A 17,563-nucleotide genomic window follows, 5' to 3' on the forward strand; every position below is an offset into this window, starting at 1 on the left:
ACTCCTATTAGATCAAAGGTCTAGCTTGAAAGCTAGACCTTTGTCAGCAGTCTGAAGCCGAAGCTTAGCTTCGGCTTTATTTTTCATTCTCATGCACTGTTGATTCCAGCACAAACGCGATTCTAGTGCACCGCGACTCTAGTGAACAATGAATATTCAAACCCTCTTGCAACAGAGGCTATACGCCCAACGTAGTTTCAATGTCGCCTTGGCGATCAATGACCCACTGGCTGTCAAAAGGCCCCCAGTCTGATAACTGGTAATAACCATCATTGTGTCGACGCCCATCTTGAACAAACATGAGCTCAATGCCGATACCTGGTAGCGCTTTGATAACATCTTGAATGGTACGGCGAGGCCAACCCGTTTTCTCGATTAGTTTTGGCACATTCGGTCTTTCAATGCTCTCGACGAGCAAGGCAAGATAGAGACGACGTGCAAAAACAGGACTCAGTTCCATTGACACCTCCTATTTATGTGCTTTTCCAATATATTGCATTTCCATTTGGCCGTTTTGCGCTTGATCAAGTTCTCGCTCATCGTGTTAATTTCGAAATTCAACAATTTGTAACCTTGAGTGGCGAAAACAAGCATAAAAACTGTGACCACTGACAAGGTTTTGTTTAACGCAGCACTTCTTGATAGGATGCTTAGACACAAGCAAGTGTTGAGCGTTACTTTCTATTTCTGAGCGCTCTACACACAATAAAAAAGTAAACAGTTCAACGCCCATAAGGAAGTCATCATGGCCACAACGATGTTTGGTATTCCCAACTGCGACACAATTAAAAAAGCAAAAAAATGGCTTGAAGCCAATGAGTTAGACTATCAATTTCACAACTACCGTAAAGATGGTATCAGTGAAGAAATGGTTCGCCAGTTCTGCGAACAACTCGGCTGGGAACAAGTGGTCAATAAACGCGGCACAACATACCGTCAACTGACTCAAGAGCAAAAGGACGGCTTGAATCAAGAAACGGCGATTGCGCTACTTGTTGAACACTCAGCGATGATCAAGCGCCCTATCCTTGATGTGGACGGCACGCTGCACATTGGTTTCAAAGCCGAGCAGTACCAACAAGTGTTTGGTGTGTAATTTAACCGCCGCATCAACTCCCTCTCATTAGTAAATTTAGAAACAAGGATCCTCAAGGATGAATGACAGCCCTGTATTGGCACTTGCAAAAGATTTAATTAGCCGCCAATCCGTGACACCAGAAGACGCCGATTGTCAGAAAGTGATGATCGAGCGCCTAGAAAAACTCGGTTTTGAAATCGAAGTCATGGTATTTGAAGACACCACTAACTTTTGGGCTCGTCGTGGCACTGAAGCGCCACTGTTTGCGTTTGCAGGCCACACTGACGTAGTGCCTGCGGGCAACCTCGACCACTGGCATACGCCTCCATTTGAGCCAACTATCATTGACGGTCATTTGCACGGTCGCGGCGCGGCGGACATGAAAGGCTCACTCGCCTGTATGATTGTTGCGGTTGAGCGCTTTATTGAGAACCATCCAGATCATACTGGCTCGATTGGCTTCTTAATCACTTCTGACGAGGAAGGCCCGTTTATCAATGGTACGACACGCGTTGTAGACACCCTGATGGCACGTGATGAAATCATCGACATGTGTATTGTCGGGGAACCATCCAGCACACACAGCGTTGGCGATGTGGTTAAAAATGGCCGCCGTGGTTCCATCACTGGCGATCTAACAGTAAAAGGCACGCAAGGCCACGTTGCTTATCCTCATCTAGCCAACAACCCCGTTCACCAAGCACTGCCTGCACTCGCGGAGTTAGCGGCCACTAAGTGGGATGACGGCAACGAATACTTCCCTCCAACGAGCTTTCAGATCCCGAACCTACATTCAGGCACCGGCGCGAGCAATGTGATTCCAGGTGAGTTCAACGTGCAGTTTAACTTCCGTTTCAGTACCGAACTGACTGATGAAACCATCAAGAGCCGTGTTCATTCAACGCTAGACTTGCATGGACTGGATTACGACCTTAAGTGGACACTAAGCGGTCACCCGTTCCTAACGGATAAAGGTAACCTACTTGATGCCGTCGTTAGTGCAGTCGAAGAAGTGAATCACCATAAACCTGAGCTCCTGACAACGGGCGGCACCTCTGATGGTCGCTTCATCGCTCGAATGGGAGCACAAGTGGTTGAGCTAGGGCCTGTCAACGCCACCATCCACAAGGTAAATGAGTGCGTGAATGTTGCTGATCTTGAAAAACTCACTGACATGTATGAACACACTTTAGCTAACTTGTTCGCCAAATCCTAAGTCACGTTCAGAGCACTCGGTAGAAAGTAATATGCAGATAGCGCAACTTGTTGGGCAGTCCACAGATGCCTTGGTTGACACTACCATTGGGAGTAAGTCGTTTTTGGTGCACGATCAGGTACAGGATGACTTACTCGCGTTAGTGAATGCAGCAAACCAAGCAGGATTTGAGTTATTCCTAGCAAGCGGCTATCGCTCGTTTGAACGTCAGCTGACAATTTGGAACAACAAAATGGCAGACATAACGCCAATTTTGGATCAAAACAGTCAGCCAATGGCGACAGAGCAGATGACTGAACTCGAAAGAGTTCAGTCAATCTTGAAGTGGAGCGCCTTACCCGGCGCGAGTCGCCATCACTGGGGCACGGATTTCGATGTCTATGCCGGAAATTTGCTTCCAGAAGACACTCAGTTACAGTTAGAACCTTGGGAGTATTTAGATGGCCACCAGCGCATTTTTTATCTTTGGCTGAAAGAGCATGCCGCTCAGTACGGTTTTTTCTTCCCTTACGGCAAAGACTTAGGTGGTGTAGCGATGGAGCCTTGGCATATCAGTCACCGCCAAATGAGTACTGCCTGTTTAGCTCACTTTTCTTGCGATAAGTGGCGAAAAGTTTTACAGCAATCGGATGTTTTGGGACGTGAGGCGATACTTTCTGAACTCAATTCCATCTACAATCAATATGTGACCAACATAAACCGTTAAGAGCAGACAATGATTGAATGGCTATTTAACCCTTGGGTAATCATTATCGTGGTACTGGCCGTGGTGATTGGCAACATTGCTGCGCTCAAGTACACCGCGAACATGAAGTTTCAGCAAAGTGACAAGGTCAACTCACGCAAAAATCAGCTAGACCGTCTCAATGAGTTAGACAAACAAAAGTATGGCGACAACCCCAACGATGAGCACAATAAGCCTCAGTAACGCTATCACTTTGGTTTAGTGTTCACAGGTTTAAGCTGGTAACGCACATATAAAAAAAGGACCTTAACGGTCCTTTTTTCATGAGTTTTGCTTTTAGCTTTTACTCGTCTTTCTTGATAACTGTCGCGATAAGAGGCTCAAGTGAGCGCAGTAAATTCTCCGCAACTGGCTTACCATCACTGTCAGTCACATTAATCGACGTACGGTTACCTAAATCACCAAACAAGAAGGTGTACTCACCCGGTTCAAGGTCAATTGGCTTAAGCCCGACATCATTCCAGAAATCATCATCTGGTGACGCATATTTCGCTTTCGCGGTACCTTGAGACTGGTTACGCTCCTCGATAGTAAAGCCCATCTTAGGTAGCAACGTTGGCAGTTCCTGCCACAATACGTCATATGGCGTACGTGCAATGATGACCGGCAAACCACTACGGTCTGTACCCATGCTGATCGGGATAGATTTCACCAACTCTTGAGCACGCAGCGCCGCTTCTTCACGAAGGTCACGGTCATAGCGCGCTGTGACCAAGTTCGTCATTAAGGTGTTATAACGCTCTTCATTAACGCGAGTAACGGGTTTCACAGAACCACCTTCACGCCAATCGATGAGCTTCATTTTGAAGCCATAACGACTGTTCGCTTCAAAGCGCGTAATGTCATAACGACTACCGATTTCAACGTCTTCGTCTTCTGATACCCAAGTTACCCAGTCGGTTTCAATGCGATCGTCGGTCTCTTCAACGGCTTGAACATTGATTTCAGTAAGCATGGTTTTCACCGTTGCCCAAACCTTATCCATTTCTTCTTGTTGAAGAAGCCACAGCGTTACCTCTGAACCTTGTCGTTCTACGCGAGCACCGGGGATCAGCTCTAAGACTTGTTGCGGCGGACGAATATCGACTTCACGACCGATTCCACCAGAAAAGTCACCTTGAGGGATCTCATAGTTAGGGTAAAACTGAGGAGTCGCGCCTTCAGGTAACGTCCAGCTTCTTAGATCTGGTGACTCAAGATAATTGAAGTCATCTTTGGCTTCGCGACGGGTTTTCGGATCACTTGAGCACGCGGCTAAAACAATAACAGCTAACGTAGAGACCGCTAGCTGACGTGAAAATTTCATTGATACTCCCTTATATAAGAGGAGCATATTGCTCCTCTTATCATTCAATTTAGTAAATGCAGGCTTCTGTCAGTGCTTTCGCCACTATCGGCTTCGCATTTTCAGACAGCTCTGTCATTGGCAGTCTCAGGTCGCCATTGGCGATGAGACCCATTTTGTGCGCCGCCCACTTAACTGGGATCGGGCTTGATTCAACAAATAAATTCTTGTGCAGAGTCATCAGGCGCTCATTGATAAGCTTAGCTTCTTCAAACTTACCTTCTAATGCTAGATGCATCATGTTGGCCATGTCTGCTGCTGCGATATTGTTGGTCACAGAGATAACGCCTTTGCCGCCCATTTGAACAAAATCAAGGCCAGTCGCGTCATCACCACTTAGTAAGATAAAATCTTCGCCACAAAGTTCACGATGAATTTGCACTCGAGATAGATCACCCGTCGCATCTTTCAATGCGACGATGTTTGGAATCTCGGCCAAACGCGCAACCGTCTCTGGCTGCATGTCCACACCAGTACGACCCGGTACATTATAAAGAATCTGTGGAATGTCAGTTTCTTCAGAAATCGCTTTGTAGTGCTGGTACAAACCTTCCTGTGTCGGCTTGTTGTAATAAGGAGTCACACTCAAGCAACCTGCAATGCCGACGTTGTTAAATAGACGGCTAAACGTAATCGCTTCATGAGTGGCATTGGCACCAGTGCCAGCAATAATTGGTAAGCGGCCATCAGCGAACTCAACCGTTTTCGCGACGACTTTTACATGTTCTTCAACCGTTAATGTTGCTGACTCACCAGTTGTACCAACAGCAACAATGCCATCCGTACCCGCAGCAATATGATACTCGACCAGTTTTCGTAAACTAACAAAATCGACTTCGCCATCGGTGGTAAGTGGGGTTATAAGCGCAACAATACTTCCTGAAAACATGGTGATCTCCCTAAATTGATACTTACTGCATGGTACTGTAATGCTATTGATAAACACAAGAGCTGAAAAACAGATCCCATCAAGAAGTGGATGAATAATGTCAGATTTCAGATATGAGGCACGTGTAAGATGCGCTATTTCGCCCAAAAGGTGTCAGTGGTGGGTTAATTTTACTCTTGAGCAGTCAAGCTGCGTACATAACCGACACTTTCGCGTTCAGCACGGGTATTAAGATTTTTGATTTGCGAGAATCGGTTACATCAATCACAAGAGCTTTGCCCTCAGCTATGCTAACATATAGCCAACAAGGAACTTAGAGTGACACTATGAATCAGTATTTAGTGATTACCGCAGTTGGCTCAGACCGACCAGGGATCTGCAATGAAATCGTCCACCTCGTTGCCAACGCAGGTTGTAATATCATCGATAGTCGCATCGCCATGTTCGGCAATGAGTTCACACTCATCATGCTGATATCTGGTAACCCAAGCTACATCACTCGCGTAGAAACCACCCTACCGCTTTTAGGTCAGGAACATGATCTGATCACCATGATGAAGCGTACTTCCAAACACGACTCAATCCCGAACCAATACACCGTAGAGGTGTTTATTGAATCTGAGGATCGCGTTGGGTTGACTGAGGAATTTACCCAGTTCTTCGCCGATAAAAACATTGGTCTCGCCTCGCTCAGCGCGCAAACCATTGTCAAAGAAAAAGCGGGCACCGACGTTGATCAGTTCCAAATTGCGTTAAGTGCCAACGTCGAAGAAGACTGCAATCTCATGCAGCTTCAGGAAGAGTTTGAAGCGCTGTGCAATCAGCTTTCGGTAAAAGGGTCGCTAAACTTCATCAGCAGCGGCCACTAAAAATAACAATTCGATCTATAAAGAACACAATCTTCAAAGGAAATTCAATGAACACATTGACTGCGGGCACACCTGCCCCACAATTTTCACTGCTTGACCAAGATGGTAACACGGTGTCTTTGGCAGATTTTAAAGGTAAGAAAGTGCTGTTTTACTTCTACCCTAAAGCGATGACGCCAGGCTGTACCGTTCAAGCACAAGGCCTTCGCGATACCAAAGCAGAACTCGACGCTCACAATGTCGTTGTATTGGGCGTGAGTATTGATCCTGTTAAGCGCTTGGGTAAGTTTATCGAACGTGACCAACTTAACTTCACGCTATTGTCCGACGAAGACCACGCTGTCGCTGAGCAGTTTGGTGTTTGGGGCGAGAAGAAGTTCATGGGCAAAGTCTATGACGGCCTGCACCGCATCAGCTTTTTGATCAATGAAGAAGGCGTGATTGAGCACGTGTTTAACAAGTTCAAAACTAAAACTCACCACGAAGTCGTGCTGGATTACTTGAACGGCTAAGCCTTCAATTAAATTTAGATATAGAAAAGCCGCTCTCTTGAGCGGCTTTTTACTGTGGATACTATTTACTTCTATGTGGCGGGCTGTATTGGTTCATCTTGGCTTGGCAGTGCATTCCATACCGCTTTTACAAGCGTTGCCAACGGTATCGCAAAGAACACGCCCCAAAAGCCCCACAAGCCTCCAAACACCAATACAGCAACGATGATCGCCACAGGGTGAAGGTTCACTGCCTCAGAGAACAAGATCGGCACCAATACATTCCCATCTAGCGCTTGAATAATGCCGTAAGCCACCAGCAACCAGTAAAATTGTGGGGTTAATCCCCATTGGAACAAACCAACGATCGCTACTGGCACAGTGACCGCTGCAGCGCCAATGTATGGAATAAGTACAGAGAAGCCGACAAGCACAGCAAGGAGTACCGCATAGCGTAAATCTAGAATCGCAAAGGTGATGTAACTGACTGTACCTACAATAATGATTTCCAGCACTTTACCGCGAATATAGTTGGAGATCTGCTGGTTCATCTCAACCCATACTTTATTCGCTAAGCGGCGATTTCTTGGGAGCACGCCGCTCGCCATATCCACCATCTCGTCTTTATCTTTCAACAAGAAGAACACCAATAACGGGACTAGAATCAAATACACGGCAAGCGCCGCTAGGCTCACTAAAGACGCCAATGACCCTTTAACTACGCTCTCACCGAGCAGCATAACTTTATCTTTGACGTTACTAATGATGGTCTCGACAATATGCACTTCAGCAAGGTCTGGGTAGCGCTCTGGAATAGATGCCACAAACTGCTGTAATCCGCTGTACATATTAGGGATATCGTTAAGAAGGTTACCGATCTGGTTCCATATAGTCGGAACCAAACCAAAGATAGCCATCAGCATCAAACCGATGAACACCAAAATCACGGTTATTACTGCGAACGTTCGCGGTAACCCAAGCTTTCTTAGCTGACTGACTGGCCATTCGAGTAAGTAAGCTAGCACGATCGCCACAAGCAATGGTGCAATTAAGTTGCCAAAGAAGTAAATGGTGATAAAACCAAATAGCAAAATAACCACCAGACTTACCGCATCTGGATCTGAAAAACGTCGTTTGTACCAACGACGGACCATTTCTAGCATTCGCTATCCTTCTTATTAACTATCGTCATTACGGTAACCTCACCTTGTTGTTGGCACTGCACATTCGCTTTATGCTTGATCAGGTAGCTGCTGCAATCACGTACGGACTGACGATCGATAATTCTAACCTTTAATGTCTGGTTAGAACCCAGTGCCTTATAGGCTCGCTTAACCAAAAGCAGTGACATAGGACAACGCTCTTGCTCTAAATCGAGTTCGATGTGCGTCATCAGTTTGTTTTCACTCATCATCTTGCACGCGCAGTATGGGGGTTACCTTCAATGCGTCTATTGTAAAGACTTTTTCAGGCATCCCCAACCCGTATGTGTTACAGAACACCAATTACCTCAACAATGTATCACCAACAAACAATAACTAAAGTCTATCTTTGTCACGGATAAGTCCTTTTCTAACGTCTATCCGTATGCAAAAATGTTGCCCAAGAGGATATGGTAGGAAACCCAGCGTCAGTTTTGTGGTCTTACTTACCAACTATAAAGGAGTTACCTCACCAGCATGTTGAAACGTACCCGTTCGTTGCTTTGCTTATGTATTGCAGCCACATTATCTACTCCCCAAGTGTCGTACGCCGAGATGGATCTGCCCGATATCGGCACGGCTGCGGGTGCAACTCTAACCATAGATCAAGAGCTTATCTATGGCGATGCCTACATGCGTATGATTCGTGCCAGTTCACCTATCATCAACGACCCTGTGCTCAACGAATACATAGACTCGGTTGGACATCGACTAGTCTCCAGCGCTAACGATGTGAAAACGCCGTTTACTTTCTTTATGATCCGCGATCGCAACATCAACGCATTTGCCTTCTTTGGCGGATATGTCGCGCTTCATTCAGGCTTATTTCTGCATGCGCACTCAGAAAGTGAGCTTGCCTCTGTTATGGCGCACGAAATTGCCCACGTGACACAGCGTCACCTCGCACGCCGAATGGAAGACGAGGCACGCCGTTCCCCAGCAACCGTTGCCGCGCTAGTGGGCTCACTGCTGCTCGCAATCGCAGCCCCTCAAGCTGGTATGGCGGCGCTCACGGCAACAACCGCGGGCTCAATGCAGGCTTCTATCAACTACACCCGCAGTAACGAAAAAGAAGCAGACCGTTTTGGCATCGCCACCTTGGCGCGCGCTCAGTTCGACGTGAATGACATGCCACGCTTTTTCGGCCGACTTGCCGATGAATACCGATACGCCAGTAAGCCACCACCAATGCTGCTGACTCACCCATTGCCAGAAGATCGTATTACCGATACTCGTGAACGTGCTCAGGCTTACCCGCCGCTGCGTGTCCAGCCATCAATCAGTTACCACTTGGCTAGAGCACGCATTGTTGCTCGCCATGCTGGCATCAAATCCGATGCGGCAATGGACTGGTTTAAGCGTACCGCCAGAAAAGCGCCACCAAAAATTCAGAACTCCTTTGAGTACGGTAAAGCGTTGGTCTACCTAGACACGAACCAACTAGACAAAGCTGAAGCAATACTCGACAAATTGCTCAAACATGATCCGAACAACAACTTCTATCTCGATGCTGCATCGGATCTCTACATCGCGAAAAAACAGCCTGAGAAGTCGGTCAAACTGATGAAGAGCGCACTGACGGTCAAACCAAGCAATGCGGTAATCACGATCAACTATGCTAATGCGCTGCTTGAAAGCGAAAAAACGGATGAGGCTATCAAGGTGCTGCAACGCTTTACCCACGATAGACCCAAAGACACTAACGGCTGGCACTTGCTATCTGAGGCTAACATTAAACTAGGTAACAGTGCTGAGGACTTAGCAGCACGCGCTGAACTCATGGCGTTAAATGCTCAGTGGGATAAGTCGATTCAGCTCTACTCCCAGGCCAGCCAACTCGCCGAACTTGGCAGTTTAAAACAAGCTCGCTATGACGCACGAATCGACCAGCTACTGGTCGCCCGTGAGCGTTTCATGGCACTACAATAAAAACAGAAAGGAACCCTTATGTCAGTCACCATTTTTCATAACCCACGCTGCTCAAAAAGCCGTCAAACACTATCTCTGTTGGAAGAACAAGGCATTGAACCAGAGGTTGTGAAGTATCTAGACACACCGCCAACGGTTGAAAAGCTTAAAGAGATCTTTGAACAACTTGAACTAGACAGCGTGCGTGCAATGATGCGTACCAAAGAAGATACCTACAAGCAGCTCAACCTCGCTGACCCAAGCTTCACCGATGACCAACTGTTCCAAGCGATGTTTGAAAATCCAAAGCTTATCGAACGCCCTATCGTCGTGACTAACGGCAAAGCCAAACACGGCCGCCCACCAGAGCAAGTACTTGAGATCCTATAATGTCTTGCCAAATCTTGGTGTTGTACTATAGCCGTCATGGGAGTACCCAACGGCTGGCTCGCGCCATAGCTCGTGGGATTGAGTCGGTAGAGGACTGCGAAGCGCTGCTGCGAACTGTGCCAGAGCTGGAAGGTGAGCGAGAATCGCAAACCGATGCCGCCGCCACACTCGCCGAGTTAAAAGCTTGTGATGGGCTCGCAATGGGAAGCCCAGTTTGGTTTGGCAATATGGCAGCGCCATTGAAGCATTTTTGGGATCAAACCACCTCACTTTGGCTCAGCGGCAGTCTCATCGACAAGCCGGCTTGCGTGTTCACTTCATCATCATCGATGCATGGCGGACAAGAAAGCACGGCGATGAGTATGATGCTACCGTTACTGCACCATGGCATGATGCTGATGGGCATTCCTTATAGTGAACCAAAACTTCACTCAACCACCACTGGCGGCACCCCATACGGTGCTTCTCATGTGGCGAACAACAGTGTACAGCTGAGCGATGATGAGTACGCGTTAGCGACGGCGCTTGGCCAACGACTGGCGTCCACTGCAAGCAAGCTTAAACGTGTTAACTGAAGACCAATCTGTATCAAGGACTAGGTACAATCGATGAGCCATAATTCCCTTATCAATACTGCAAACATGCGCGCCTTTGCCCTCAGTGCCAACTTTGCCCTGCTCTTTTGGGTAGGCTTATGGCACGGCTATTTGTCACCGCATATCAATCCTTATGCTTTAACGGTAGCTTGGTTGATCCCGCTGCTGCTGCCTCTGCCGGGCATATTAGCGGGAAAACCTTATACTCACGCTTGGGCAAACTTTGTGTTGATGCTGTACTTTTTGCACGCATTGACACTGCTTTACGCTGATGAAGGCGAGCGTTGGCTAGCAGTTGTTGAGCTGATTCTGACGAGTTTCGCCTTTGTGGGTAATACCGTCTATGCACGCCTGAAAGGCCGAGACATGGGATTGAAGCTACCCAGATTATCTTCAGTAGAAAAGAAAGAACGCGAGCGCTTTGGAAAATAGCGGAGCGCTAGAAACAGCTGAGCCTTTGAAGAGCTGAGCGATAAAAACAAAAAGGAGGCATCATGCCTCCTTCTTCAATGGGAAAACGAAAGTTATCGTTACCGATTAATACAGCCACTCAAAGCTAAGTTCAGGCTGCGCCGGCTTTCCCAGCTCGCTCATGCCATCAGTCACAAGTTCTTCAGTTGCAGTATTGGTTGGCGCTACGCCGCTCTCACTCTGTTCAACTGCCGTGCCTTGCTCTGGTGTGATCATCTCTTCTGTTGCTAGCACTTCGCCGTCTTGAACGGGCGCTTGCACAGGAACCTCTACTGGTGCTTGTTCAAGTTTTTTCACCAAACCCAATTTCAGCACTTCTTCTTCAAACGCTTCTAGTGAACCAAGCAGAGACACACGCATTGTCACGACATCACCACTCACTTCAGCCACATCGACTTTTGCTGTTGAAGCTAAGCGACCAAGAGCACGCTCGAGTGTGAAAAACGCATCAGCACTGCTCATACGAGAGAAAGACACAGAGATCATACCTGCGCTCTCGCCCAGCGTCGTCGCCGCATTTTGAGAAGCATAGTAATCGCTGATCTCATCAATAGCGCTGGCAATAGCAAGTTCACCAGATGTTGAGCCCGTCACTGGCGATAATGTGTTTTTACCGAGTTTGTCTGGCGTTTGGTCGTACAGAGTGTAGCGAAGATTATTGCCTTGCAGGCGAATCACCGCAATAGCATCAACCGGATAGCGCGCCGTTGCCTCTGCAATAGGGTCGACAAAACTACCCCAAAGGTCCGTGGTTTGAATCCCTGTAATGTCGTCAAAGTCACCAATTGGGAATGTAATTGGCAACCCCCGGCGATTGGCTTCTTTTTTCAGCTGGCTAGCGGCTTGCGAGTTACTATGCTCCCAAACGATGGTGCGGTCATAGCCACTGTCTTCCACCAGCCATACCATGACGTTCTTACGTTCAACAGGCCACGACGGCAAATCAGCTTGCGTCAGTAGCGTATTGATTTGCTGACTATTAAAGCTCAAGCGCATCGCCTGCTCACCGTCCACTTGAGTGTAGCCAAGCTGAGTGATGTATTGAGAGCTCTTACCTAATGCCTTTTTTACAACCGGGTTGGACGCTGCATTGAGATCACCACTGGCCTTAACCAACACCTCTAACATGCCTTTTTGGCGTGCCAGTTCATCGGCATTCGGCTGCTGGGCATCCACTACTACTTCTGTCGAATAGATATCGACTTTTGTCAACGCATACGCTGGCAAAGCACACGCGGCGGCCAACAACCAAGCTAAATAACGCATAAGCATCCTAAATTACATACAGATAAGCGGAAATGATAAGCAAGTATGCGTTTTGGAGCAAGCTCACTACTTCAAGGTTTGGTCAATAAGTGAGTTTACTGGCTCGCATCGACAGATCAAATAGTAACTCACTCGAGCTATTGAGATTCAGGCAACAAAAACAGCGTTCTCTTTAACTAGATCATTAAGTAAACGATTACAAGATGCTAGAATCCCATCCGTTTTGCTTAACTCTTTTTGACTTGCTTGGAAAATCATTATGAAAACGATCTTACAAGGCTCGCAAATGCTGTTTGTCGCGTTTGGCTCCTTGGTACTCGTACCTCTTTTAACTGGCCTCGATCCTAACGTAGCATTATTTGGTGCGGGTGTCGGCACCTTACTGTTTCAATTGGTAACACGCCGCAGTGTGCCTATCTTCCTTGCCTCTTCGTTTGCCTTCATCGCGCCAATTATGTTTGGTGTGCAAACTTGGGGTATTGGTGCAACGATGGGTGGCCTAATGGCTGCGGGTGTTGTCTATGTACTAATGGGCGCACTAATTAAGGTGAAAGGTGTCGAAGTCATTCACAAGCTACTGCCGCCAGTGGTGGTTGGGCCTGTGATCATGGTTATCGGCTTGGGTCTTGCCCCTGTCGCAGTAAACATGGCGCTGGGGAAAACAGGCGATGGTGCCGTTCAGCTTATTGATGGTAATGCTGCGCTATGGATTTCAGCGATTTCGCTCATCGTCACCGTTGGCGTCAGTGTGTTCGCAAAAGGTTTCCTCAAACTTCTACCTATCGTGAGCGGTATTTTGGCAGGCTACGCGACCAGCCTCTTCTATGGTGTGGTTGATTTCACGCCTGTTGTTGAAGCATCTTGGCTATCGCTACCTAACTTCACTGCGCCAGAATTTAACATCAATGCGATTTTGTTCATGCTGCCAGTTGCCATCGCTCCAGCGGTTGAACACGTAGGTGATATGCTAGCTATTTCAAACGTAACCGGTAAAGACTACCTGAAGAAACCAGGTCTTCACCGCACAATTGCAGGTGACGGCGTGGCTACGATTGCAGCATCTTTGGTCGGTGCGCCGCCAAATACAACCTACAGTGAAGTAACGGGTGCTGTAATGCTAACCAAAGCATTTAACCCAGTAATCATGACTTGGGCTGCGGTCACTGCTATCGTCCTTGCACTAGTTGGTAAGCTTGGTGCGATTCTACAAACCATTCCTGTTCCAGTGATGGGTGGCATCATGATTTTGCTATTCGGTTCTATCGCAACCGTTGGTCTGAATACACTAATCAAAAACAATGTGGATCTGCATAAATCACGCAACCTAGTGATCGTTGCGATTACCTTGGTATTTGGTATCGGTGGTATGGCATTTGGTATTGGTGACTTCAGCCTTCAAGGCGTGAGTCTGTGTGGTATTGTTGCGATTATCCTCAACCAGATCCTGCCTCACGATCTTGGTGAGAACAAGGTTGTCGATAACGCTCAAATGGAAGACTAATTCCTACTGATACAAAAAAGGCTGACCAGTTGTCAGCCTTTTTACTATTTCCTATTTACAAGCAGAAAGTCGGAACTTATAGCGTACCGAAGATCTTGTCACCCGCATCACCTAGGCCAGGTACGATGTAGCCTTTGTCGTTTAGGCACTCATCGATAGCGGCTGTGTAAAGCTCAACATCTGGATGTGCTTTTTCTAGTGCTTCGATACCTTCAGGTGCAGCAACCAAAACTAGAACTTTAATGTGCTTACAGCCTTTCTCTTTTAGTAGATCGATAGTTGCGATCATAGAGCCACCTGTTGCTAGCATAGGGTCAACAACAAGAGCGATACGCTCGTCAATGTTCGATGCTAACTTGTTAAAGTATGGTACTGGCTCAAGTGTTTCTTCATCACGGTAGATACCCACTACACTGATACGTGCGCTAGGCATGTGCTCAAGAACGCCGTCCATCATACCAAGGCCTGCGCGTAGGATCGGCACTACGGTCACTTTCTTACCTTTGATTTGGTCAACTTCAACTGGGCCGTTCCAACCTTCAATCGTCACTTTCTCAGTTTCAAAGTCTGCAGTCGCTTCATACGTTAACAAGCTACCCACTTCGGTCGCAAGCTCACGGAAACGCTTCGTGCTGATGTCACCTTCACGCATCAAACCAAGCTTGTGTTTTACTAGGGGGTGTTTAACTTCAACAACTTTCATGTCCAACTCCGGCAAAATTTTACAAAACCTGCAAATTATACATGGTTTCTTTCACTATTTCAGTTAGCAATGTGGTCAAAATGGTATTTGTACGCAATAAAATGTCACAACAGACTGTAAATCCACAGAATGATGCTTCGATAAAATAGTTTGTATTTTCTTACGCAAACGTTTTCCTTTTTGGATAAACCCCTGTTAGAATAGCGCCGCTTTCACATCCATTTATTTATCGAGGACTGTCCCGTGAGCGGAAACAACACTTCCCTAAGCTATAAAGACGCTGGTGTAGATATTGATGCTGGTAACGCATTAGTTGACCGTATTAAAGGCGCGGTTAAGCGCACTCGTCGCCCTGAAGTAATGGGAGGCATCGGTGGATTTGGTGCTTTATGTGAGTTGCCAACAAAATACAAACACCCAGTATTGGTATCTGGTACTGACGGTGTAGGTACTAAGCTTCGCCTTGCTCTAGACATGAACAAGCACGACACCATTGGTATCGACCTTGTTGCTATGTGTGTGAACGACCTAATCGTTCAAGGTGCTGAGCCACTATTCTTCCTAGACTACTATGCAACGGGCAAACTTGACGTTGATACTGCTGCAGACGTGGTATCGGGTATTGCTGAAGGCTGTATCCAAGCAGGCTGTTCACTGATTGGTGGTGAAACTGCTGAAATGCCTGGCATGTACGAAGGTGAAGACTACGACGTTGCTGGTTTCTGCGTAGGTGTTGTTGAAAAAGAAGACGTCATCGACGGCACTAAAGTTGCTGCTGGTGATGCACTGATCGCTGTGGGTTCAAGCGGCCCACATTCAAATGGCTACTCGCTTATCCGTAAGATCCTTGAGGTGTCTGGCGCAGATAAAAACGAGAATCTGGGTGAGCGCACTATCGGTGAGCACCTACTAGAGCCAACTAAAATTTATATCAAATCAGCTCTTAAGATGATCGCTGAACACGATATCCATGCAATCTCTCACATTACTGGCGGCGGTTTCTGGGAAAATATCCCACGCGTATTACCAGAAGGTACTAAAGCCGTTATCGACGGTAATAGCTGGGAGTGGCCTACTATCTTCAACTGGCTACAAGAGAAAGGCAACGTTGATACATTCGAAATGTACCGTACTTTCAACTGTGGTGTAGGTCTCATTGTAGCGCTTCCTAAAGCGCAAGCAGATGCTGCAGTTGAACTGCTAAAAGCAGAAGGCGAGAACGCATGGGTAATTGGTGAGATCGCGACTGCAGAAGCTGGTGAAGAGCAAGTAGAGATCAATTAATTTCATGAAGAATATCGTTGTTTTAGTTTCAGGTAATGGTACCAACTTGCAGGCAATTATTGATGCCTGTGAGTCAACTATCTCGAATGCGAAAGTGCGTGCTGTTTTTTCTAACAAAGAATCTGCATTTGCACTGGAACGTGCGCGTAATGCTGGCGCCGAGGCTGAGTTTCTCGACCCTAAGCTGAGCGAAACACGAGAAGCATTCGATGCTGAGTTGATGCGTCGAATCGATGTGCACAAACCTGACCTATTAGTGCTAGCGGGCTATATGCGCATTCTTAGCGGTGAGTTTGTTCGCCACTATATGGGTCGAATGATTAATATTCATCCTTCGCTACTGCCTAAGTACCCAGGGTTGAATACGCATCAACGTGCCATCGAGAACTGCGATGAACACCACGGTACCAGTATCCACTTCGTTACAGAAAAACTGGATGGTGGGCCGATTGTTTTGCAGGCAAAAGTGCCAGTATTCGATGACGATACCGTCGAAACACTAGAGCAACGAGTTCAAAGCCAAGAGCATAAGATCTATCCATTGGTTGTAAAATGGTTTGTTGAAGATCGCTTGATCATGGATGGAAGTAGAGCCCTATTAGATGGCGAGGCTCTCGGGCCACAAGGCTACGCTGATAAATAGTTCAAACGCCAAACGGCATTGCGAATGATCTAAAAAGCGAGTGATTTTCATCACTCGCTTTTTTAATTTTATCGGCCTATCAAAACTACAAAGGCTCGGTCGGCGCTTGGCTTTTTGGCTTGGCCTCTGCAAATGCTACATCGGCTAGCTGTTCCACATTACTACCAACACGCTCACCAAAATGAAACAGGTTATACTCTCCTGGCTTCATTCGATGCCACGTTTCATTGCCGGTTAATGGCTGAGTCGCCACCACCGAAACCACATCGTTGGGTGTCGTTTCCTCTTGGAAATTGATAGTGACATTTTCATCCAGCAAAGTTGCTTTACCAAACGGTGCTTTTCGCGTAATCCAATAAAGGTGATTGGTGCAGTAAGTCATGACGTACTCGCCATCGCTCAGCAGCATGTTGTAGACACCAAGCTCTCTTAGTTCATCACAACACTCGGCCACATAAGAAAACATGGCCTCCATGTCTTGCGGTGGCTCAGGGAAACGCTGCTCTAGCTTTTTCAGCAACCAACAAAACGAGAGTTCACTGTCAGTTTCACCTACAGGTCGAAAGTGACCCGTATCGAGTTTTTGGTAATCTGTTAGCTGACCATTATGAGCAAAGGTCCAGTAACGTCCCCATAACTCGCGAGTAAACGGATGAGTGTTTTCCAAATTCACTTGGCCTCGATTCGCTTGTCGAATATGACTCACTACCGCCCTGCTTTTAATCGGGTAGCTTTGTACTAACTCAGCTATCTTCGAATCGCAGCTTGGCTGCGGATCCTTAAAGGTGCGAAAACCTTTCCCTTCATAAAAGGTGATCCCCCAACCGTCTTTGTGAGGGCCAGTATTGCCGCCCCGTTGAATTAGGCCAGTAAAGCTAAAACAAATATCTGTTGGCACATTAGCGCTCATGCCAAGCAATTCACACATTGAGTTCCCTACTCTTTTTGTTCCTAGTTGTCATCACA

General features: G+C 47.1%; 21 protein-coding genes. 13 read left to right on the forward strand and 8 right to left on the reverse strand.

The genetic code is table 11. The features are described 5' to 3' along the window. Positions 1-178: 178 nt before the first annotated feature. On the reverse strand, positions 179-460 hold the full coding sequence (locus tag ACJB0T_RS17545) for a winged helix-turn-helix domain-containing protein (protein ID WP_042473827.1): 282 nt from the start codon (positions 458-460) through the stop codon (positions 179-181). 285 nt (positions 461-745) lie between these two features. On the opposite strand from ACJB0T_RS17545, the gene ACJB0T_RS17550 reads away from it, so the two are divergent. The 4 genes from ACJB0T_RS17550 to ACJB0T_RS17565 are packed head-to-tail and all read left to right on the forward strand — an operon-like array spanning position 746 to position 3,222. Beyond that, positions 746-1,096, forward strand: coding sequence for an ArsC family reductase (locus tag ACJB0T_RS17550; RefSeq protein WP_479291071.1), 351 nt, complete (start codon positions 746-748; stop codon positions 1,094-1,096). Positions 1,097-1,154: 58 nt separating this feature from the next. Next, positions 1,155-2,294 (forward strand): succinyl-diaminopimelate desuccinylase, encoded by a 1,140-nt coding sequence (dapE, locus tag ACJB0T_RS17555; protein WP_479291073.1) that lies wholly within the window; start codon positions 1,155-1,157, stop codon positions 2,292-2,294. A 31-nt stretch (positions 2,295-2,325) separates the two neighbouring features. Next, complete coding sequence (locus ACJB0T_RS17560; RefSeq protein ID WP_479291074.1) at positions 2,326-3,000, forward strand: M15 family metallopeptidase; 675 nt, start codon at positions 2,326-2,328, stop codon at positions 2,998-3,000. A 9-nt stretch (positions 3,001-3,009) separates the two neighbouring features. Beyond that, complete coding sequence (locus ACJB0T_RS17565; protein WP_479291076.1) at positions 3,010-3,222, forward strand: DUF2897 family protein; 213 nt, start codon at positions 3,010-3,012, stop codon at positions 3,220-3,222. Between the two features lie 100 nt (positions 3,223-3,322). On the opposite strand, the gene bamC is transcribed toward ACJB0T_RS17565, so the two are convergent. Continuing rightward, complete coding sequence (bamC, locus tag ACJB0T_RS17570; protein ID WP_479291077.1) at positions 3,323-4,345, reverse strand: outer membrane protein assembly factor BamC; 1,023 nt, start codon at positions 4,343-4,345, stop codon at positions 3,323-3,325. Positions 4,346-4,394: 49 nt separating this feature from the next. After that, positions 4,395-5,273, reverse strand: a complete 879-nt coding sequence (dapA, locus tag ACJB0T_RS17575; RefSeq protein WP_479291079.1) for a 4-hydroxy-tetrahydrodipicolinate synthase — start codon at positions 5,271-5,273, stop codon at positions 4,395-4,397. Between the two features lie 326 nt (positions 5,274-5,599). Between dapA and ACJB0T_RS17580 the strand changes: the two genes are divergently transcribed. After that, positions 5,600-6,142, forward strand: a complete 543-nt coding sequence (locus ACJB0T_RS17580; protein WP_479291081.1) for a glycine cleavage system transcriptional repressor — start codon at positions 5,600-5,602, stop codon at positions 6,140-6,142. Between the two features lie 47 nt (positions 6,143-6,189). Further along, positions 6,190-6,654 (forward strand): thioredoxin-dependent thiol peroxidase, encoded by a 465-nt coding sequence (gene bcp, locus ACJB0T_RS17585; RefSeq protein WP_112459676.1) that lies wholly within the window; start codon positions 6,190-6,192, stop codon positions 6,652-6,654. A 71-nt stretch (positions 6,655-6,725) separates the two neighbouring features. Here bcp and ACJB0T_RS17590 read toward each other — a convergent pair whose 3' ends face one another. Both ACJB0T_RS17590 and ACJB0T_RS17595 read right to left on the reverse strand, forming a co-directional pair. Continuing rightward, positions 6,726-7,796: an AI-2E family transporter gene (locus tag ACJB0T_RS17590; protein ID WP_479291082.1), complete on the reverse strand. Its 1,071-nt coding sequence runs from the start codon at positions 7,794-7,796 to the stop codon at positions 6,726-6,728. Beyond that, positions 7,790-8,047 carry a sulfurtransferase TusA family protein gene (locus ACJB0T_RS17595; protein WP_479291084.1) on the reverse strand — a complete coding sequence of 86 codons (258 nt, stop codon included), beginning with the start codon at positions 8,045-8,047 and terminating at the stop codon, positions 7,790-7,792. The genes ACJB0T_RS17590 and ACJB0T_RS17595 overlap by 7 nt, the downstream gene beginning before the upstream one ends. Positions 8,048-8,312: 265 nt before the next feature. Here ACJB0T_RS17595 and bepA point away from each other — a divergent pair, with 265 nt between their 5' ends. The 4 genes from bepA to ACJB0T_RS17615 are packed head-to-tail and all read left to right on the forward strand — an operon-like array spanning position 8,313 to position 11,161. Then, on the forward strand, positions 8,313-9,764 hold the full coding sequence (gene bepA, locus ACJB0T_RS17600; RefSeq protein WP_479291085.1) for a beta-barrel assembly-enhancing protease: 1,452 nt from the start codon (positions 8,313-8,315) through the stop codon (positions 9,762-9,764). An 18-nt stretch (positions 9,765-9,782) separates the two neighbouring features. Beyond that, on the forward strand, positions 9,783-10,133 hold the full coding sequence (arsC, locus tag ACJB0T_RS17605; protein ID WP_479291087.1) for an arsenate reductase (glutaredoxin): 351 nt from the start codon (positions 9,783-9,785) through the stop codon (positions 10,131-10,133). Beyond that, positions 10,133-10,708, forward strand: coding sequence for an NAD(P)H:quinone oxidoreductase (gene wrbA, locus ACJB0T_RS17610; RefSeq protein WP_479291088.1), 576 nt, complete (start codon positions 10,133-10,135; stop codon positions 10,706-10,708). The genes arsC and wrbA overlap by 1 nt, the downstream gene beginning before the upstream one ends. Positions 10,709-10,741: 33 nt before the next feature. Then, a complete protein-coding gene (locus ACJB0T_RS17615) occupies positions 10,742-11,161 on the forward strand; it encodes a DUF2069 domain-containing protein (RefSeq protein WP_479291090.1) in 420 nt (139 codons plus the stop codon). 105 nt (positions 11,162-11,266) lie between these two features. On the opposite strand, the gene ACJB0T_RS17620 is transcribed toward ACJB0T_RS17615, so the two are convergent. Then, on the reverse strand, positions 11,267-12,466 hold the full coding sequence (locus tag ACJB0T_RS17620; protein ID WP_479291092.1) for a DUF8605 domain-containing protein: 1,200 nt from the start codon (positions 12,464-12,466) through the stop codon (positions 11,267-11,269). A 259-nt stretch (positions 12,467-12,725) separates the two neighbouring features. Here ACJB0T_RS17620 and ACJB0T_RS17625 point away from each other — a divergent pair, with 259 nt between their 5' ends. After that, positions 12,726-13,967: a uracil-xanthine permease family protein gene (locus ACJB0T_RS17625; RefSeq protein ID WP_479291094.1), complete on the forward strand. Its 1,242-nt coding sequence runs from the start codon at positions 12,726-12,728 to the stop codon at positions 13,965-13,967. Positions 13,968-14,043: 76 nt separating this feature from the next. On the opposite strand, the gene upp is transcribed toward ACJB0T_RS17625, so the two are convergent. Then, complete coding sequence (gene upp / locus ACJB0T_RS17630) at positions 14,044-14,670, reverse strand: uracil phosphoribosyltransferase (protein ID WP_112459669.1); 627 nt, start codon at positions 14,668-14,670, stop codon at positions 14,044-14,046. Between the two features lie 243 nt (positions 14,671-14,913). On the opposite strand from upp, the gene purM reads away from it, so the two are divergent. Further along, complete coding sequence (gene purM / locus ACJB0T_RS17635) at positions 14,914-15,954, forward strand: phosphoribosylformylglycinamidine cyclo-ligase (RefSeq protein WP_479291097.1); 1,041 nt, start codon at positions 14,914-14,916, stop codon at positions 15,952-15,954. 4 nt (positions 15,955-15,958) lie between these two features. Then, complete coding sequence (gene purN, locus ACJB0T_RS17640; RefSeq protein WP_479291098.1) at positions 15,959-16,597, forward strand: phosphoribosylglycinamide formyltransferase; 639 nt, start codon at positions 15,959-15,961, stop codon at positions 16,595-16,597. Positions 16,598-16,682: 85 nt separating this feature from the next. On the opposite strand, the gene ACJB0T_RS17645 is transcribed toward purN, so the two are convergent. Beyond that, a complete protein-coding gene (locus ACJB0T_RS17645; RefSeq protein ID WP_479291100.1) occupies positions 16,683-17,525 on the reverse strand; it encodes a class II glutamine amidotransferase in 843 nt (280 codons plus the stop codon). Positions 17,526-17,563: the final 38 nt, after the last annotated feature.

Source organism: Vibrio sp. CB1-5 (genome assembly GCF_059412285.1).

What these genes read in the sequence shown, in the direction of transcription:
- ACJB0T_RS17545 (WP_042473827.1), bottom strand. Translation starts at nt 460, where the DNA reads ATGGAACTGAGTCCTGTTTTTGCACGTCGTCTCTATCTTGCCTTGCTC.
- ACJB0T_RS17550 (WP_479291071.1), top strand. Translation starts at nt 746, where the DNA reads ATGGCCACAACGATGTTTGGTATTCCCAACTGCGACACAATTAAAAAA.
- dapE (WP_479291073.1), top strand. Translation starts at nt 1,155, where the DNA reads ATGAATGACAGCCCTGTATTGGCACTTGCAAAAGATTTAATTAGCCGC.
- ACJB0T_RS17560 (WP_479291074.1), top strand. Translation starts at nt 2,326, where the DNA reads ATGCAGATAGCGCAACTTGTTGGGCAGTCCACAGATGCCTTGGTTGAC.
- ACJB0T_RS17565 (WP_479291076.1), top strand. Translation starts at nt 3,010, where the DNA reads ATGATTGAATGGCTATTTAACCCTTGGGTAATCATTATCGTGGTACTG.
- bamC (WP_479291077.1), bottom strand. Translation starts at nt 4,345, where the DNA reads ATGAAATTTTCACGTCAGCTAGCGGTCTCTACGTTAGCTGTTATTGTT.
- dapA (WP_479291079.1), bottom strand. Translation starts at nt 5,273, where the DNA reads ATGTTTTCAGGAAGTATTGTTGCGCTTATAACCCCACTTACCACCGAT.
- ACJB0T_RS17580 (WP_479291081.1), top strand. Translation starts at nt 5,600, where the DNA reads ATGAATCAGTATTTAGTGATTACCGCAGTTGGCTCAGACCGACCAGGG.
- bcp (WP_112459676.1), top strand. Translation starts at nt 6,190, where the DNA reads ATGAACACATTGACTGCGGGCACACCTGCCCCACAATTTTCACTGCTT.
- ACJB0T_RS17590 (WP_479291082.1), bottom strand. Translation starts at nt 7,796, where the DNA reads ATGCTAGAAATGGTCCGTCGTTGGTACAAACGACGTTTTTCAGATCCA.
- ACJB0T_RS17595 (WP_479291084.1), bottom strand. Translation starts at nt 8,047, where the DNA reads ATGATGAGTGAAAACAAACTGATGACGCACATCGAACTCGATTTAGAG.
- bepA (WP_479291085.1), top strand. Translation starts at nt 8,313, where the DNA reads ATGTTGAAACGTACCCGTTCGTTGCTTTGCTTATGTATTGCAGCCACA.
- arsC (WP_479291087.1), top strand. Translation starts at nt 9,783, where the DNA reads ATGTCAGTCACCATTTTTCATAACCCACGCTGCTCAAAAAGCCGTCAA.
- wrbA (WP_479291088.1), top strand. Translation starts at nt 10,133, where the DNA reads ATGTCTTGCCAAATCTTGGTGTTGTACTATAGCCGTCATGGGAGTACC.
- ACJB0T_RS17615 (WP_479291090.1), top strand. Translation starts at nt 10,742, where the DNA reads ATGAGCCATAATTCCCTTATCAATACTGCAAACATGCGCGCCTTTGCC.
- ACJB0T_RS17620 (WP_479291092.1), bottom strand. Translation starts at nt 12,466, where the DNA reads ATGCGTTATTTAGCTTGGTTGTTGGCCGCCGCGTGTGCTTTGCCAGCG.
- ACJB0T_RS17625 (WP_479291094.1), top strand. Translation starts at nt 12,726, where the DNA reads ATGAAAACGATCTTACAAGGCTCGCAAATGCTGTTTGTCGCGTTTGGC.
- upp (WP_112459669.1), bottom strand. Translation starts at nt 14,670, where the DNA reads ATGAAAGTTGTTGAAGTTAAACACCCCCTAGTAAAACACAAGCTTGGT.
- purN (WP_479291098.1), top strand. Translation starts at nt 15,959, where the DNA reads ATGAAGAATATCGTTGTTTTAGTTTCAGGTAATGGTACCAACTTGCAG.
- ACJB0T_RS17645 (WP_479291100.1), bottom strand. Translation starts at nt 17,525, where the DNA reads ATGTGTGAATTGCTTGGCATGAGCGCTAATGTGCCAACAGATATTTGT.